This window comes from Streptomyces iranensis, assembly GCF_017874715.1.
GTDB classification, from domain to species: domain Bacteria; phylum Actinomycetota; class Actinomycetes; order Streptomycetales; family Streptomycetaceae; genus Streptomyces; species Streptomyces iranensis.
Genome location: NZ_JAGGLR010000012.1, coordinates 59,836 through 76,652 on the forward strand (window position 1 = coordinate 59,836; position 16,817 = coordinate 76,652).

General features: G+C 70.2%; 16 protein-coding genes. 7 read left to right on the forward strand and 9 right to left on the reverse strand.

Annotated features, from left to right (window positions below; genetic code table 11):
- Window positions 1-34: 34 nt before the first annotated feature.
- The 3 genes from J2Z30_RS22485 to J2Z30_RS22495 are packed head-to-tail and all read left to right on the forward strand — an operon-like array spanning window position 35 to window position 3,678.
- Window positions 35-1,585, forward strand: coding sequence for a sugar ABC transporter ATP-binding protein (locus J2Z30_RS22485; protein ID WP_245388335.1), 1,551 nt, complete (start codon window positions 35-37; stop codon window positions 1,583-1,585).
- The gene (locus J2Z30_RS22490; protein WP_209468791.1) at window positions 1,582-2,631 is read left to right on the forward strand and encodes an ABC transporter permease; all 1,050 of its coding nucleotides are present in this window, start codon (window positions 1,582-1,584) and stop codon (window positions 2,629-2,631) included. Before J2Z30_RS22485 ends, J2Z30_RS22490 begins: the two co-directional genes overlap by 4 nt.
- Window positions 2,632-2,667: 36 nt before the next feature.
- Entirely contained in the window at window positions 2,668-3,678 is a 1,011-nt protein-coding gene (locus J2Z30_RS22495; RefSeq protein WP_044580507.1) for a sugar ABC transporter substrate-binding protein, read from the forward strand.
- On the opposite strand, the gene J2Z30_RS22500 is transcribed toward J2Z30_RS22495, so the two are convergent.
- Entirely contained in the window at window positions 3,654-4,574 is a 921-nt protein-coding gene (locus tag J2Z30_RS22500) for a helix-turn-helix transcriptional regulator (RefSeq protein ID WP_078957210.1), read from the reverse strand. The two genes, J2Z30_RS22495 and J2Z30_RS22500, sit on opposite strands and share 25 nt — an antisense overlap.
- Before the next feature lie 163 nt (window positions 4,575-4,737).
- On the opposite strand from J2Z30_RS22500, the gene J2Z30_RS22505 reads away from it, so the two are divergent.
- Complete coding sequence (locus tag J2Z30_RS22505; RefSeq protein ID WP_044580506.1) at window positions 4,738-5,649, forward strand: NAD(P)H-binding protein; 912 nt, start codon at window positions 4,738-4,740, stop codon at window positions 5,647-5,649.
- Here J2Z30_RS22505 and J2Z30_RS22510 read toward each other — a convergent pair.
- The 7 genes from J2Z30_RS22510 to J2Z30_RS22540 are packed head-to-tail and all read right to left on the reverse strand — an operon-like array spanning window position 5,615 to window position 11,267.
- Window positions 5,615-6,010, reverse strand: a complete 396-nt coding sequence (locus J2Z30_RS22510) for a GNAT family N-acetyltransferase (RefSeq protein ID WP_044580505.1) — start codon at window positions 6,008-6,010, stop codon at window positions 5,615-5,617. The two genes, J2Z30_RS22505 and J2Z30_RS22510, sit on opposite strands and share 35 nt — an antisense overlap.
- A 44-nt stretch (window positions 6,011-6,054) precedes the next feature.
- Complete coding sequence (locus tag J2Z30_RS22515; RefSeq protein WP_044580504.1) at window positions 6,055-6,813, reverse strand: SDR family NAD(P)-dependent oxidoreductase; 759 nt, start codon at window positions 6,811-6,813, stop codon at window positions 6,055-6,057.
- Complete coding sequence (gene kce, locus J2Z30_RS22520; protein ID WP_044580503.1) at window positions 6,810-7,751, reverse strand: 3,5-dioxohexanoate:acetyl-CoA acetone transferase; 942 nt, start codon at window positions 7,749-7,751, stop codon at window positions 6,810-6,812. Before kce ends, J2Z30_RS22515 begins: the two co-directional genes overlap by 4 nt.
- On the reverse strand, window positions 7,751-8,659 hold the full coding sequence (locus J2Z30_RS22525; RefSeq protein WP_052701939.1) for an LLM class flavin-dependent oxidoreductase: 909 nt from the start codon (window positions 8,657-8,659) through the stop codon (window positions 7,751-7,753). Before J2Z30_RS22525 ends, kce begins: the two co-directional genes overlap by 1 nt.
- Entirely contained in the window at window positions 8,656-9,444 is a 789-nt protein-coding gene (locus J2Z30_RS22530; protein ID WP_044580502.1) for an HpcH/HpaI aldolase family protein, read from the reverse strand. The genes J2Z30_RS22525 and J2Z30_RS22530 overlap by 4 nt, the downstream gene beginning before the upstream one ends.
- Window positions 9,441-10,376, reverse strand: coding sequence for a cupin domain-containing protein (locus J2Z30_RS22535; RefSeq protein WP_245388312.1), 936 nt, complete (start codon window positions 10,374-10,376; stop codon window positions 9,441-9,443). The genes J2Z30_RS22530 and J2Z30_RS22535 overlap by 4 nt, the downstream gene beginning before the upstream one ends.
- Window positions 10,377-11,267 carry a DUF6282 family protein gene (locus tag J2Z30_RS22540; protein WP_044580501.1) on the reverse strand — a complete coding sequence of 297 codons (891 nt, stop codon included), beginning with the start codon at window positions 11,265-11,267 and terminating at the stop codon, window positions 10,377-10,379.
- A 195-nt stretch (window positions 11,268-11,462) separates the two neighbouring features.
- On the opposite strand from J2Z30_RS22540, the gene J2Z30_RS22545 reads away from it, so the two are divergent.
- Complete coding sequence (locus J2Z30_RS22545; RefSeq protein ID WP_044580500.1) at window positions 11,463-12,842, forward strand: MFS transporter; 1,380 nt, start codon at window positions 11,463-11,465, stop codon at window positions 12,840-12,842.
- A gap of 58 nt (window positions 12,843-12,900) precedes the next feature.
- Here J2Z30_RS22545 and J2Z30_RS22550 read toward each other — a convergent pair whose 3' ends face one another.
- Entirely contained in the window at window positions 12,901-13,707 is an 807-nt protein-coding gene (locus J2Z30_RS22550) for an IclR family transcriptional regulator (protein ID WP_044580499.1), read from the reverse strand.
- A 278-nt stretch (window positions 13,708-13,985) separates the two neighbouring features.
- Here J2Z30_RS22550 and J2Z30_RS22555 point away from each other — a divergent pair, with 278 nt between their 5' ends.
- Entirely contained in the window at window positions 13,986-15,092 is a 1,107-nt protein-coding gene (locus tag J2Z30_RS22555) for a LacI family DNA-binding transcriptional regulator (RefSeq protein WP_308280016.1), read from the forward strand.
- Between the two features lie 64 nt (window positions 15,093-15,156).
- Window positions 15,157-16,755: an FAD-dependent oxidoreductase gene (locus tag J2Z30_RS22560; protein ID WP_044580498.1), complete on the forward strand. Its 1,599-nt coding sequence runs from the start codon at window positions 15,157-15,159 to the stop codon at window positions 16,753-16,755.
- Window positions 16,756-16,817 lie beyond the last annotated feature (62 nt).

Genomic DNA, 16,817 nt, shown 5'->3' on the forward strand with positions numbered 1-16,817 from the left:
TCCGATCGTGAAGGAGCGAACCGAATTGAGCACGATGGGCGCGGCTGCGTCTTCGGCGTCCGCATCATCGCCGCCGAGGACGGCCACTTTCACTCTCGACGGGGTCGGCAAGGTCTATCCGGGCGTGGTCGCCGTCTCCGACGTCACGCTCAGCGGCTACCCGGGTGAGGTGCTCGCCATCTGCGGTGCGAATGGCGCCGGAAAGTCGACGCTGGCCAAACTCCTCGCCGGTCAGGAGCGTCCGAGTAGCGGGCGGGTGATCGTCGATGGCTACGACGGTGAGATCACCACACCGTCCGCGGCGCTCGATGCCGGGGTGCTGCTGATGCACCAGGAGCCGGTCATCGTCGATACCTTCAGCATCCAGGAGAACGTGTGGCTGACCGGGCTCAGCTCGGCCGGGCGCCGCAAGCCGTGGCAGCTCGTCGGGGGCCGGGAGCGCGCCGAGCGGACCCGCGCCGCCCTCGGTGTGGTCGGGATGCGTGACGCCGACCTCGGTATGCCCGCCGGACGGCTCGGGCCCGGCCCCCGTCAGATGGTGGCGCTCAGCCGGTCCCAGGTGAACGAGCATCGCATCCTGCTGCTGGACGAGACGACCGCCTCCACCACCGAGGAGCACTTCAAGGACGTCGAGGCACTCGTGCGCAAGGAACGCGAAGCCGGTGCCACGGTCGTCTTCGTCTCGCACCGCATGCCGGAGGTGTTCGCGCTCGCCGACCGCATCGCGGTCATGCGCAACGGCTCCTTGGTGGACGTCGTCGAGACGGCGGACACCACACCCGACGAGATCATGACGCTCATGATCGGCGAGGCCGTGATGGCCCTGGAGCCGCCGGAGCCGGTCAGCCCGGACGCCGCCCCCACCCTGCTCGATGTGCGGGGGGTGTCGTCGGGGTCGGCCTGTGACATCTCCTTCTCGGTGCGGGAGGGCGAGATCGTCGGCATCTACGGTCTGGTCGGCAGCGGGCGCAGTTCCCTCGCCCGGTCGATCTCGGGACATCAACGGCGGGAGACCGGCACGGTACGGGTGCGTGGCCGCGAGGTGCACCCGCACTCACCACGGGCCGCCCTGCGCGAGAAGATCGCCTACCTCAGTGAGGACCGCCGGCGTGAAGGCTTCGTCAAGGACTTCGACAACGCCGGCAACCTCACGCTGTCCACCCTCGGCTCGTTCTCGACCGGCGGAGTGCTGAACGTCCGCCGGGAGCGCCGCCGGGTGGCGCGGCTGACGGACGAGTTCCAGATCAAGGGCGGAGCGGAACGCCTCACCAGCTCGCTCTCCGGTGGCAACCAGCAGAAGGTGTGCATAGCCAAGGTGCTGGAGAGCGAGCCCGACGTCGTCGTGCTGGACGAACCGACCAAGGGCATCGACGTCGGTGCCCGGCTGAACATCTATCAGATCGTGCGGGGCCTCATCGAGCGGCGCAAGGCGGTCGTGGTCGTCACCAGCGAGGCCGAGGAGGCCCTGACCCTGTGCAACCGGGTGATCGTGCTGCGCGACGGCGTCATCGCCGGCGAGTTCGTCTCGAAGACCAGCACCACCGACGACCTGACCCGTACCGCCCTCGGAGGAGAGATCCAGTGACACAGGACACCGCTGCCCGCACTGCCGACGCGCCGCCGAAGGCCCCCGGGGAAACCACCGGCGGTCTGGCGCTCCGTCGCTTCGGGCAATGGTCGAAGGAGCAGTACCCGCTCTACATCCTCATCGCGCTGCTGATCTTCGCGGGCCTCACCTCCGACGCGTTCTTCTCCTCCTACAACCTCTCCAACCTGCTGCTGCAGGTGTCGGTGATCGGCATCGTCACGCTCGCGCAGTTCCTCATCGTGCTCACCGGTGGCATCGACATCTCCGTCGGCGCGGTCGCCGGGCTCGCCGGTGTGCTCTCCGCCGGTCTCTTCGGCGGCGGGAACACGTTGCTCGCCGTGGCGGTCGCGATCGCGCTGGGCGCCGCCATCGGGGCTTTCAACGGCTATCTCATCGCCTACCGCGGGCTCGAGGCGTTCATCGTGACCCTCGGCATGCTCGCGCTGGGCCGGGGGCTGGTCTACGCCTACACCGAGGGCCAGCCGGTCAGCCCCCACGCCGCGGACTTCCGCACCATCGCCACGACGGCGATCGCCGGGGTCCCGGTCCTCGGTGTCATCTGGATCGCCCTGGCGGTCGCCGTGGCCTTCCTCGTCCGGCGCACGGTGTTCGGGCGCCGGGTGTACGCGTTGGGGAGCAGCAAGGAGGCCGCGTACGCCTCGGGTGTCCCGGTGAAGGGCACCATGATCACGGTGTATGTGATCGCCGGTGTGCTGGTCGGCTTCGCGGGCTTCCTGCTCGCCGCCCGCATCGGCGCGGCCACTCCGACCGGAGGGGACAACTACGAGATCGACTCGATCGCGGCGGTGGTCATCGGCGGTGCCAGCCTCGTGGGCGGCCGCGGCCGGGTCCTCGGCGCCGTCCTCGGCACGCTCATCTTCGGCGTGATCTCCAACCTGCTGGTGCTGCTCAACGTCTCCACGTTCCTGCAGGACGCCTTCCGCGGGGCCCTGATCATCTTCGCGATGGTCCTCACCACCGTCCAGTTCACCCGGCGCCGCCGGCACCGGACCGCACCCACCGCACAGATCGCACATTCCTGACCTCAGCGCATCACCAGACAGAACACGGAGTCATGCATGGACACCATGCGACGGGGTTCGCTCGCCGCGCTGTCGGTGGCCGCCGTCGTCCTGGCCGGCTGCTCGACCATCGGAGGCAAGGCATCCTCGGGTGGCGTCAGAGAGGCCAAGGACGTCAAGGACGTCACGATCGGGTTCTCGCAACGGCAACTGGACGCGCCCTACTTCGCGGCCATGGTCGACGTCGCCGAGAAGAAGGCCAGGAAGGAGGGTTTCCATCTGGAGGTGCAGAACGCCGACGGCGACGCGGTCACCCAGCTGAACCAGGCCCAGACCCTGGTGGCGCAGGGCATCGACGTCCTCGTGGCCGACGCGATGAGCCCGAAGACACAGCAGGTACAGCTGAAGGACGTGGCGGGAGAGGTACCCCTGGTCTTCGTCGACACCGGTATCGAGGGGGTCGGTGTCACCTCCGTCTCCTCCGACAACTACGCGATCGGAAAGCTCTCGGGACGGCTCGCGGCCAAGCGGTTCCACCGCGGCAAGACGATCAGCCTCGCCATCCTCAACGGCGGGCCGGACGACGAGATCGTCGGCCCCGACCGCCAGCGGGGATTCCTCGACGGACTGCGCGCCGGTGGCGTCAAATACCACCTCGTGGCCAGGACTCCCGCGAACTACTCCCAGGACGCCGCGGTACCCGCCACCGAGTCGATCCTCGCCGCACACCGCAACGTGGACCTCATCGTGGGCCTCAACGACTCGATGACGCTCGGAGCCCTCAGCACCCTGCGCGACAAGGGCAACGAGAAAACCCTCGTCGCCGCGGCGGCGGACGGGCAGAAACAGGCACTGCAGGAGATCAAATCCGGTGGCTGCGACGGCCGGTACATCTCCACCGGACTGAACTCACCCGCCCTCGCCGCCGACCGCGCCTTCGACATCGCCCTGCAGATCGGCACCGGCAAGGCGGCACCGAAGAGCTTCAAGAAACAGGAGTACACGCGGGCCGCGGGCATCAACTGCAAGAACGTCGACAAGTTCTACGACCCGCGCTCCGTGTTCTGACTGGCATACGGGGTCGTAGGCGCCGCTTGACCCCTGCCACCGCCGGTGAGGTGGGGCCGCGCATCGCGGGTGTCGAGCCGGGCGAGCGCGGCGGCGCTCGGGCTGTCCGGTTCCGCGGTATAGATCACCAACCGCACGTCGGTGTCGGGCAGGAGCAGGGTTTGGCACTCCAGGTCGAGCTCGCCCAGCGTGGGGTGGCGCAGATGCTTGCGCAGTGTGGGTATGGGCCGAACATCATGGCTGCGCCATGCCGCGACGAAGTCCGCGCTGTGTGCCGCGAACTCGTCGGCCAATTCGCCAAGCACGCGTTCGGCCGGGTAGCGGGCGCCGGCCCAGCGTAGTTGGGCGGCGGTCTGCCGGGCGAACTCGCCCTCCGCGTCGGCCGGCGCCGTGCAGAGGACGCCGTTCAGCCGGATGGACAGCCGCACGGTGTTGCGCTCCTCGGCGGACAGCACTCCGAAATCTGTGATCAATGCGGCTGCCGCGCCGTTCCAGGCCACGATGTCCTGGCGCTCGTCGACCAGGTATGCGGGTATCGGACCGAGCCGGTCCAGCAGCCGACGGGCGCCGGCGGACACCGGCGCCCGATCGGTGCCGGTGCCGGGCGGGACCTGTCCGGCCAGCCGTGCCAGATACTCGCGCTCCGCGGCGGTGAGCTGCAGCGCCGTGCCGATAGCGGCCAGCACCTGTGGGGACGGACGCGGTGCGCGAGCCTGCTCCAGTCGTTCGTAGTAGCTGATTGACACCCCGGCCAGTGCGGCCACCTCTTCGCGGCGCAGCCCCGGAGTGCGTCGGGCGCGCCGGCCCGGCGGGTGAGTGACCGTGACCGGCACCTGGTCCGGGCGCAGCGCCTCCCGTCGGCGACGCAGGAAGTCGGCCAGTTCGATTCTGCTCACTTGGCCAGGTTGGCACAGCGACATCCGGCTCAGCCACGGACTGGCGGTCCGGGGCTAAGCCGTCCGTTCCCAAGCGGCGGGCCCGCGTCCAGTCTGGACCGGTCACACCCCGTTGCACACTGGAGGGCACGACAGTGCAGAACGCTCCCGAGGAAGGCACCCGATGACCGGTGTGCTGGTGACCGGCGGCACCGGGAAGACCGGGACCGCGCTGGTGGAACTGCTGCGCGGCAACGGTGTGCCGGTCAGGGTGGCCAGCCGCAACCCGTCTGCCGGTGACCCCGACGCGGTCCGGTTCGACTGGGATGACCCGGCCACCCACTCTGCCGCGCTGCGCGGCGTGGACCGGGTATTCCTGGTGCCGCCGCCGGCCAGCGTGGATCCGATGCCTCTGGCCGGGCCGTTCCTGGCCGAGGCTCAACGCTTCGGCGTGCGCCGGCTGGTGCTCCTCGGCTCCGCCGTCGTGCTGCCGGACGCGCCTGGCGCGCTGGAGCTGGCGGCGCGGGTGCGGGCCCGGCCCGGGTGGGTCGTGCTGCGCGCGTCCGGGTTCATGCAGAACTTCCTTGATTCACATCCGCTGGGCGAGCGGATCCGGCGGCATGGCGAGATCCGTACCGCCGCCGGTGACGGCCGAGTGGGCTGGATCGACGCACGAGACATCGCAGCCGTCGCCTCCGCCCTGCTGGCCGACCCCGGCATCGACCCCGGTGACCGGCGCGATCACCTGCTCACCGGGCCGAAGGCACTGAGCTACCAGGGCACGGCGGCGATTATCACCGCTTGCACCGGGCGACCGGTCCGGGTGGTGCACATCGGAGTCGAGGAGCAGGCCGCCAACTACCGATCGGCAGGCATGCCTGCCGAGTTCGCCGCCGCCCTCGCTGCCGTGGAAGACAGCATCAGGGCTGGTCGCGAGGGCCAGGTCAGCACCGCGGTGCTGGACCTGACCGGCCGTCCGCCCCGCCCTTTCGCCGAGTTCGTCCGGGAACACGCACCCGGGTGGGCGCGGGTTGAGGACCGCCCTCGTGGGAGCCACTGGTTCAAAGGGCGATCAGTCCCGCCTTCGTCCGCTTGAACCCGCAGGAGTCGACGTAGAAGGACTCCAGTTCGTCGTCGAAGTCAACGTGCAACCATTCGCAATCAGCGGCGCGGGCGCCTTCCACCGCCGCCGCGATGAGCGCTGTGCCGATACCGCTCCCCCGGTCCCCGCGGGCCACGACGGTGTCGAGGATGAAGGCATGGACGCCGCCGTCCCAGGCGACATTGACGAATCCGACGAGGCGGTCTTCTTCGCGTGCGCAGACCCAGCCCAGACTGTGCCGACGCAGTTGCGCGAGCCAGTCGACGTTCAGAGGGGGATGGTCGAAACCCTCGGCGTGCAAGGCTTCAATGGCCGCACTGTCGACCTCACCTCGCCACTCATACGTGATCGTCATGCCGCGATCGTAGCCACCCGCGCAGGGCCGGGGTTATGGGCGGTTCAGGCGCAGAGCCCACCGTCGATCGGCAGAACGGCTCCGCTGATGTGGCTCGCGCGGTCGCTCAGGAGGAATGCCGCGCTCGCTCCGACCTCCCGGCCCGTGCCGACCTTGCGCAAGGGAGTGGCCGCGATCCGGGCCTCCACGCCGCCGGGGATCGCGCGCCGTGTCTCGGCGAGCATCGGGGTCTCGGTCGGGCCGGGGGCCAGCGCGTTCACCCGGATTCCGAGGGGTCCGAAGTCATGGGCGGCGGTGCGGGTCAGGCCGATGACCGCGTGTTTGGTGGCCTGGTACGCGCCCATGCCGGAACTGCCGCGGAGACCGCCGATGCTGCTCACGTTGACGATCGAGCCGAGGCCCTGCCGCTCCATGACGCGCACCTCTTCGCGGACGCACAGCCAGGTGCCCTTCACGTTCACGGCCATGATCCGGTCGAAGTCCGCTTCCGGGACCGCGTCGAGGCGCCCGCCCTGGGTCATCGCGGCGTTGTTGAACGCCCCGTCGAGGCGGCCGAACCGTGCGACGGTGGCATCGACGAACCGGGTCACGCTCGCCGCGTCGGAGACATCTCCGGTCGTGAAGGCCACGTCGTGTCCGGCGGAGGCGAGTTCCTCCGTAAGCGCGGCAAGCGGCTCCTTGGTGCGTGCGACGAGCATGAGCGCGGCGCCGTCCTCCGCGAGGACGTGCGCGGCGTCGGCTCCGATTCCCGCGCTCGCCCCGACGACGAGGATGACTTTGCCGGCCAGCGGCGGAGTGCTCATGAGACCGTGCTCCTGTCGATGTCCGTGACGCCGCGCAGCGCGAGCATCGTCCGCGCGTCGGCCGGTGTGGCGATCTGTTTGTCCGCGTCCTCGACGAGGGAGCGGATCTTCCTGACCTGCTGGGCGTTGCTCTCCGCGAGCCGCCCCCTGCCGATCCACAGGCTGTCCTCGAGCCCCACGCGCACATGGCCGCCGAGCAGGGCGCTGTGGGTGGCGAACCGCATCTGGTCACGGCCGGCCGCGAAGGCGGAGAAGGAGCAGTCGTCGCCGAAGAGCTTGTCCGCGATGCGCACCATGTGGTCCAGGTTCGCGTGATCGGCGCCGATGCCGCCGAGGACGCCGAACACGCCCTGGATCAGCAGGGGCGGCTTGGCCAGGCCTCTTTCGGCGAAGTGGGCGAGCGAGTAGAGGTGTCCGATGTCGTAGCACTCGTACTCGAACCGGGTGCCGGACTCGCCGAGCGTACGCAAGGCGTGTTCGATCGTCTCGAAGGTGTTGATGAACGGTCGGGAGTAGGACTTGAGCACGTGGGGCCTCTCCCAGTCGTGCTTCCAGTCGGTCACCCGGTCGGCCATCCCCGAGTACACGAAGTTCATCGAGCCCATGTTCATCGACGCGAGCTCGGGACGGAGCCGGACGGCCGCCGCCAGGCGTTGCTCCATCGTCATCGCCGGCGAACCACCGGTCGTGATGTTGATGACGGCGTCGGTGCGCGCGGTGATCCGCCCGATGATCCGCTCGAAGACCTCGGGCTCGAACGTGGGCCGCCCGTCCGGTTGCCGGGCGTGCAGGTGCACGACGGCGGATCCGGCCTCGACCGCCTCGAGTGCGGCCTCGGCCACCTGCTCGGCGGACAGCGGGAGGTAGGGGCTCTGGGACGGTACGTGTACGGAGCCCGTCACCGCGGTGGTGATGATGACCTTTCCGGCCGCCCGCATCAGTCGTTCTCCTCGGTGGTGGTCATGTGTCCTCTCCCGTCGTTCGGATGGTGTGCGGGGGCGAGCGCCCGGTAGGCGTCGAGCTTGGCGTCGTCGAGCCGGCCGACCAGGCTGATGGCGACCTGGGTGGCGCCCGCGTCGTACTGCCTTCGCACCGCCCGGCGCACCTGCTCCGGCGTGCCGCTGACGACGAGGGCGTCGACGAGCCGGTCGGACCCGGGCGGAGTGAGGTCGGCCTCGGTGAACCCGAGCCGGGTCAGCTTCGCGATCTGGTGCGGCAGCGTCAGGTAGTAGGCGAGACGCCCGCGTGCCACCTCGCGGGCGGCGGCACGGTCGCGGCCCACCACCGCCCACTGGACGACCGACAGGAACAGGTCGTCCCCGATCGTCTCGCGCGCCCAGCGGGTGTGCTCCGGTGTGACGAGGAAGGTGATGAGGCCGTCGGCACGTTCGGAGGCGAGGCGGGTGATCCCGGGCGAGTACGCGCCGAGCACCCGCGGCACCGCCGCCCGGCCGCCGCCGCGGCGGGCGATGGTCGCGTCGACTTCGTCGAGGTAGTGGCGGAGGAACGGCAGCGGGCCGACGCCCCGCTCGCGGACCGCGCCGCTGACCCCGAGCCCCAGCACATAGCGCCCGGGATAGCCGGCGGCGAGGTCCCGCGCCGCCGAGGCCGCGGACTTCGGCACGCGTTCGAGCGCGCGGGCGACGCCGTTGCCCACGACCATCCGCCGTGTCGAGCCGAGCGCGAGCGCGGCGGTGGTGAACGCTTCGCGCCCGGCGACCTCGGGGATCCAGACCATCGGGTGGCCGGCCTCTTCCAGTACGCGGAGGAAGCGCACCGCTCCCTCGTGGTCGAGGTCGTCCAGCTCGGCGATCGACAGCGCCGAGCGTGGCAAGGAGAGCGTCATCGGTGACCGTCCGCTTCCCGGAACGCCGTGACCAGCCCGCGCGCGGTCTCCGCCAGCATCGATGTGTCATTGCTGAGCAGAACGAAGTCGCAGCCGTCGCGCACCGCCCGCGCGGCACGCTCGGGCGCGCCGCCGAACGCGAGCCCGCAGCGCTTGCCCGCGGCGTGCGCGGCGTCCTGCGCGGAGGCGATCAGTTCGAGCACCTCCGGCGAGGACGGGGTGGAACCCATCGACATCGAAAGGTCCGCGGCGCCGACGAACACCGCGTCGACGGAGTCGAGGGCCAGTATCCGCGGTGCGGCCTCGATGGCCTCGACGCTCTCGAGCTGCGGGACGCACAGCACGTCGTCGTTGCCGGTGGCCAGGTAGTCGGCGCCGGGGCGCAGCCCCCACGCCCCGGCACGGCTGGTGCCGCCGGCGCCGCGCACACCGTGGGGCGGAAACCGGCACGCCCGCCCGACGGCGGCGGCCTCCTCGACGGTGTCGACGTGGGGCACGAGGATGCCCATGGCCCCCGCGTCGAGGATCTTCTGGATCGTCGAGGCTGTCTTGTCCGGCACCCGCACCAGGGGCACCATGCCCAGCGCGGCGGCCGAGTTGATCAGCCGGTACGCGGTCTGGAGGTCCAGCGGCGCGTGTTCCAGGTCGATCACGACGAAGTCGAACCCGGCGAACGCCATGATCTCGGCCGGCTCACCCGAGGCGATCTTCAGCCAGGTGCCGAGCGGGGTGGTGGCGCGGTCCGGCGCGAACAGCCCGGCGCCCGTGCGTCGTGGCGCGCTCATGGCATCGGGTAGTCGTCGGCGTTGAGCACCCAGCCGGGTTTCTCCGAGAAGTCGGTGCGTGGCGGGCTGAAGATGTCGATCAGCTGATTCACCTCGGGATCGCCGGCTTCGGAGGTGTGCACGGTGGGCGGCGGAATGATCGCGAGGGACGGGCTGCCGAGCCGCACATGCTCGTCGTCGCGCCACTGGGAGCTGTCGCTCAGCCAGGGGGTGCGGATGTGGTGCACATACTGGCCCCGCACGGCCAGCGACAGCTGCTCGAAGTCGTCGTGGGTATGCGGTGAGAGCTTGCGCGGGTCGCGCGGGCCGTCCATCTCGGGCAGGAAGTTGACCATGAACGACCGGGTGCGGAAGATGCGGCCGAACCGTGCCGGGTCGTCCGGAACCTCGGCCAGCGGATAGAACCGCATGGCGGGTCCGCCGACGGGCTCCGGCCACCGCTCCAGCGGTGCGACGCGCGGGTGGTCTTCCGCGTAGGCCCCGGCGTTGGCGGCCCGGTCCCGCCACGCCGGCTCGCCGGCCTCGACCAGGCGGATCAGCGGGCCGTCGCCGTGCACACTGATCCGCGAGGCACCGGATGGGACCACGACGAGCCCGGGTGCGTCGATGCGTGTGCCGCCGTCGCCGGTGGCCACCGTGAAGGCGGGAGAGGCACCGGTGACCACCACGGCGAGCTCACCGTCGAGCGTCCCGTTGTCGAGGTCGTCACCGGCCCGCGCCTCGGTGTGCACCAGCACCACGTTCTGAGCGCGGACGACCGCGGTACGGGCGTCCGGTGTCGCGGCGCCGGGCGGGGCGAGGCGGTGCAGATCGAAGTACTGAGCGGCGGCAATCGCGGCACCGCTGTCCGGCCGTGGCGCGGTCGCCGTCGCGAGCGAGGAGCGGGGGTCGTCCTTTTCGTACACCGTGGTGTCCTTTCGCTCGGCTGTCACTCAGCTGTCGAGGTTGAGCAGATAGGCCGGGTTGTCGCGGACCATGCGCCGCAGGTCCTTCTCCGGCAGGCCGAGGTCGAGCAGCGCCCCGGCGACCCGCAGCCACGCGTCCACCGGTTTCGGATTGACCGCCTGCCCGAAGTCCGAGGCCAGTACGGTGTGCTCGGGGCCGAGCGCCTCGATCCAGGTCAGCAGCCGCTTCGGATCCCTTTTCTGCATCCCCTCGGGGTCGTACATGCCGACCTCGTGCTCGACGAACGCGCCGAGTGCGATGAGCTCGCGGCACAGGTCGGGATCGGCGCCGATCACATAGTCGGGGTGGCTGACGACCATCCGCGTCATGCCGCGGTCCTTCGCGGCCCGGAACAGCGTGCGGATGTACTCGGGGTACATATGACCGCCGTTGACAACGGCTTCCTGCTCCTTGATCTCGTCGAGTATCCCGGCCGCCTCGGGCTTCAGTTCCCCCCTGTCGTCGACGATGTCGATGCGTTCCAGGGTCAGGGGCACGGTGGTGGTCGGGAACGCCCCGTCCTCGGGGTGGCAGTCGATGTGCCGGCCCGAGGAGATGGTCGGGAACCAGACGACCTTGCCGCCCATGCGCAGACACATGCGCACCGCGTGCACATTGAGACCGCCGACGGTGCTGTTGAGGGCGATGCCACCGTAGGCGGACGCGGCGACCCCGGCCAGGCGTCCCCTCATCGCCAGAATGTCCATCTGGGTGTTGTGGTGGTGGGACTTCGCGACCATGGCGCGCATCCCGATCCGGGCACCGTCCTGCGCGGCTTCGACGTGGTCGAAGCGCCGGGGAAACGGGCTGGGGCCGGAGTGGACATGCATGTCGACCAGGCCGTCCAGGACGGCGGCGATGGCAGGACGTTCCCTCATAGGAGACCACCTCGGTTCGCATTGTGAATTCGTGTTTCACTGTAGACCGCAAGTCAACCCCGTGCAGCAGTCTTGTGCGACGCAAGTCACAACTTTAGGGTGGTCAGCAGTTCGCTTCGTGAACACGCAGTTCGCAACGCGCCGCATGTGGCACCTCAGAGCTGCGGGCAGCCAGCAACCGATCCGGAGGACGCGATGTCCCCACTGCCCCCCGCAGAGCAGCAGTCGGCGACCTTGGACGACGACGCTCGCCCGAACACCCCGCACGGTCCGGACACCGCCAGGGCGCGCGCCGCGGTGCGTGGCGGGGCGTTCGCCTACTTCGTCGACCAATTCGACATCTATCTGCCGATCGTGGTGCTCGCGCCCGCGACGGACTACTTCCAGTCGGCGCATCTGAGCGCGAGCACCACGGCCCTGCTCGCATCGCTGGTGTTCGCGTCGACGCTCATCGGCCGCCCGCTCGGCGCGATCATCTTCGGCCACTTCGCCGACACGGTCGGGCGCAAGCGCACCACGCTCGTCGCGGTCGGCGGCTTCGGCGTCATCACGCTGATCACCGCGTGTCTGCCGGGCCACGAGACGATCGGGACCTGGTCGGTCGGCCTGCTGATCGCGCTGAGATTCATCGACGGGATCTTCCTCGGCGGTGAGTACACCACCGCGGTGCCCCTGGCGATGGAGTGGAGCCCACGGCACAAGCGCGGCCTCAACGCCTCGCTCATCACCTCCACCTCCCCCGCCGCTTACGCGATGATCGCCGCGCTCACCCTGCTGTTGCTGCAAGCGCTGCCGTCCACCGGACTGCACAGCGCTTATGTGCAGTGGGGCTGGCGGATACCCTTCCTGGTCGGCGCGGTGCTGGCGGCCCTGTTGTTCCGTTACTACCTCACGCAGGTGCACGAGCCGCCGCCCGAGTACACCGGGGAGCGGCACAAACTGCCGTTGGCCCGGCTGCTGGTGCGCTACCCGAAATCGCTGGCCCAGGTGTTCGTGCTGATGACCGGCACCTGGCTGGCCACCAATATGGAGGCCGCCGTGACCCCCGGGCAGCTCAAGGAGCACCTTCTGCTCTCGAGCAAGCAGGTCACGCTGACCATGCTCGTGATCAACGTCTCCGCCGCGCTGTCCTACCCCCTCTTCGGGCTGCTGTCCCAGCGCATCGGGAGGCGGCGGTTCTACATCGGCTACGGTCTGTCGGTCATGGTGATCGGCGCCGGTTCATACGCGCTGCTGATGGTCTCCGACGGTGGCCTGGGGACGGCCCTCGGCTGGGGTGTCATGATCGGCGTCTTCACCGTCGGCACATTCGGCCCGATCGCCGCGTATCTGACCGAGCGGTTCCCGGCGAGCATCCGCTCCACGGGCTACGGCGTCGGGTACAGCCTCGCGCTCATCGCGCCGGCGTTCTACCAGTTCTATCTGCGGCAATTCGACGGCGTCATGCCGTCGCACCTCGCCCCGGCCGTCCTGATCGCGCTCGCCGGCGCACTGATCGCGTTCGGTGGCTTCCTCGGCCCGGAGACCAGGGACGTCGACATGGCCGATGACAGCACGATCCCGAAATTGGCCTGACCCGAAATCGGCCTGACCCGGCGCCACCCGGCCCGGCTCCGCGCGGCCCGCGGCTGCCCTACACCGCCCGCCGGCCGAAGTCGTCGGGCCGGTAGTGGCCGCCGAGTTCGTGGGTGAGCGCACGCGCGGTGTCGACGATGACACTCAACTCGGGGGCGTCGTCGGACATCGAGAGGGTGTTGTCCGGGCCGACGATCGCGATCGTGGCACAGATGCCGTCCTCGTCGAACACGGGCGCTCCCACCGCGACGACTCCGGGAGTGCTCATCGCGGAGCAGTGGCCCGCGGTACGAACCCGCTCGACGTCGGCGCGCAGTTCCTCCCGTGCCTGGCCCGACAGATTCGCCATCAGCCGTTCCATGGACAGCTGGTCGGCGTGGTACGCGAGGAAGACCTTGCTCTGCGCCGAATCCAGCGGCAGATGACTGCCCACCCGTACGGACACCACGACCACGGTTGAGATGTTCTCCTCGACCCGGGAGACCACCGGCCCGGTGAGGCCCCAGAGGCTGAGCACCACGGTCGTCTGCGTGGCCCGCGCGAGCGCCTTCATATGGCGCGGGGCGAGGTTGATGACACTGCGGTGACCGATGGCGAAGGCGCCGAGTTGCAGCAGCAGACCACCGGGCACATAGCTGCCCTCGGCATTGCGCTCGAGCAGCCCCGCCGCGACCAGGGACGTGCAGTACCGGTACGCGGTGGTGCGGTTCAGGCCGAGCCGCTCGGCCACCTCGACGGCGGTCACTTCCGGAGTGGCGGGCTCGAACAGCGACAGGATCTGGCTGACCCTGCTCACCGCCTGGATATCGGCTTGGTCGCCCCGGTCCGCGCGCGCGGCATCGGACGGCCTCGTCGACTTGCTCATGGGAGCCTCCGCCGGATGGTGATCGAGGGGCTGACACGCATGTTCACGAAGTGAACCTGATGGTCAGACTACCCGAGTCGACTGGTCCGCCACTGCCGGGAGCCGCCTGACCGGGCGTCGGCATGGCACGACGGTGATCGCTGCGTGCTCCGTGGGGTGTGCGTCCCGTGGGAATGGTTCCGTCCTGGCCCTTGACGGTGGGTGAAGCTCACGCCAGAGTTCGTTAATGCGCATTAGTAATGCGCATTAACAGATCGGTGAGCGAGGGGACCTCAGGGGTGGATCAGCCGAAGAAGCGGGCGAAACCGGGACGAAACCCCGGTTCCGCGAGCCGTACGTCACGGCCGCGGCAGGCCGAGGTGGCCGGGCTCGCCGGAGTGTCGCAGGCGACGGTGTCACTGGTCCTGTCGGCGCGCGGCGACGGCAAAGCCGCCGCGATCTCCGAGGAGACCCGGCAGCGCGTCCTCGACGCGGCCCGCAGTCTCGGCTACGTGCCGGACCCGGCGGCCCGGCGGCTGGCGGCGGCCAGCAACAACCTGCTGGGCGTCTTCAGCTTCACCGCCACTTTCCCGACCGATGTACAGCACTCGTACTACCCGTTCCTGGTGGGCGTGGAGCAGGAGGCGGCGGCCCGGGGCTACGACCTGGTGCTGTTCACGGGGTCGAGCACCGGTGGCGCGGGCGCCGCGGGACCGGACGCGCTGAGCCGGGTCCGGCTGGCCGACGGCTGCCTCTTCCTCGGCCGGCACGTACCGCGCGCCGAACTGAAGCGGCTCGTCGCCGACGGGTTTCCGGTGGTGCATCTGGGCCGCCGCGAGGAGTTGGAGGGGCTGGCCTGGGTCGGCGCCGACTATGTCAGCGCCAGCCGTGAAGTCGTCGCCCATCTGGCCGAGTTGGGCCACCGGCGGATCGTGCTCGTACGGGAGGACGACGACGCGCCCCCGTCCACCGACCGTCAGCAGGGCTTCCTGGACGGCCTGGCGGCGGCGGGCATCGCGGGCGGTCCCGGCGCGGTGCTGCGCTGCGCCGATCCGGCACCTGAGCTGACCGCGCGGCGCGTGCGGGCCCTGGTCGCGGACGGGGTGACCGCGTTCGTGGCCGAGGAGACCGACACGGGGGCGGCGTGGCGGGCGCTGAACGCCGCCGTCCGGGATGCCGGGCTCAGCTGCCCGAGCGATGTCTCGCTGGGGCTGCTCGGGAGCCCGCCCGCCGACCTCGCCGCCCGGCCCGTGCCGATGGGGTTCGACATCCCCCGGCACCGGCTCGGCGCCGCGGCCGTCCGGCTGCTCGCCGCGCTCGTGGCCGGCGAGGAGGCGCGGGAGCCGTTGGTGGCCTGCGAGTTCCGTGCGGGCGAGACGGCGGGCCCGCCCGTCCCGCCACCGTAGCGACCGGCACCGGGGCAACTCCGGTGCCATGGAACGAAGTTCAGTCACGACCACGAGGAGCACGGTGATACCCCAGCCAGACATCCTGATCGTCGGTGGCGGCCTCGGCGGCGTCGCCGCCGCACTCGCCGCCTGCCGCGCGGGCCGGCGCGTGGTGATGACCGAGGAGACCGACTGGATCGGTGGGCAGTTGACGGCGCAGGCCGTGCCGCCGGACGAGCACCCGTGGGTGGAGCGGTTCGGCACGACGGCGACGTACCGGGCCCTGCGCGAGGGCATCCGGGCCTACTACCGGCAGTGGTATCCGCTGCGGGGCGAAGCACTCGGGCTCACGGATCTCAACCCGGGCGCCGGGCGCGTCAGCAAACTGTGCCACGAGCCGCGCGTCGCGCTCGCCGTCCTGGAGGCGATGCTCGCGCCCCACCGGGCCTCCGGGCTGCTGACCGTCCTGACCGAGCACCGGGCCGTCTCCGCCGAGCACGACAACGATGCCATCACGGCCGTCACGGTACGGGACCTGCGCGGTGGCACCCTGCGCACCCTCGCCGCCCCCTACGTCATCGACGCCACCGAGACCGGTGAGCTGCTCGAGCTGGCCGGTGTGGAGCACGCGAGCGGGGCCGAGTCGCATGCCGAGTTCGGGGAGCCGCACGCCCCCGCCCAGGCCCAGCCCGGTAACCAGCAGGGCATCACGGTGTGCTTCGCGCTCTCCCACCACGAGGGCGAGGACCATACCATCGACCGGCCCGGGACCTATGACTTCTGGCGCGCCTACCGCCCCGAATTCTGGCCGGGGCCGCTGCTCGGGTTCGAGGCTCCCGACCCGCGGACGCTGGAGTCCGTCCCGCGTACGTTCGTGCCCAACCCCGCACTGGATCCGCTGGATGTCAGCGCGGACCAGAGCGCGGACGCCGGGGACAAGGAGCTGTGGGGTTTCCGCCGGATCCTGGCCCGCAAGCTGCACCGGCCCGGGGCCTTCGACTCGGACATCACGCTGGTCAACTGGCCCCTGAACGACTACTGGCGGAAGCCCTTCATCGGCCAGGAGGCCGAAGCGCTGTGCGAGGCACGGCAGTTGTCGCTGTCCGTCCTGTACTGGCTGCAGACCGAGGCACCGCGCGCGGACGGTGGCACCGGGTTCCCCGGGCTGCGCATCCGCCCCGATGTGACGGGCACGGCGGATGGACTCGCCAAGGCGGCCTATGTACGCGAATCGCGGCGCGTCAAGGCGGTGACGACCGTCGTCGAGCAGGACGTCGCCATCGACGTCGTGGGACCGTACGGCACCAAGCACTACCGGGACTCGGTCGGGGTCGGGGGCTACCGCATCGATCTGCACCCCTCGACCGGCGGCGACACCTACATCGACATCGGCTCGGTGCCGTTCGAGATCCCGCTGGGCGCGATGGTCCCGCGCCGGGTGCGGAACCTGCTGCCCGGCGGCAAGAACATCGGCACGACGCACATCACCAACGGCTGCTACCGCCTGCACCCCGTGGAATGGAACGTCGGCGAGGTCGCGGGAGCGCTCGCCGCGCACTGTCTGGCCGAGGACGTGGAGCCGCACCAGGTGCAGGCGGACGACAAGCGGTTCGAGGAGTTCGCGCGGGTGCTGGACCGGGCGGGCGTGCAAAGGAGCTGGCCCGACGTCCGCGGCTACTGACCGGCCGCCCTCGACCGGTCCCCCTTCGACCGGTCCCCCCTTCGGCAACATACGCACGTCAA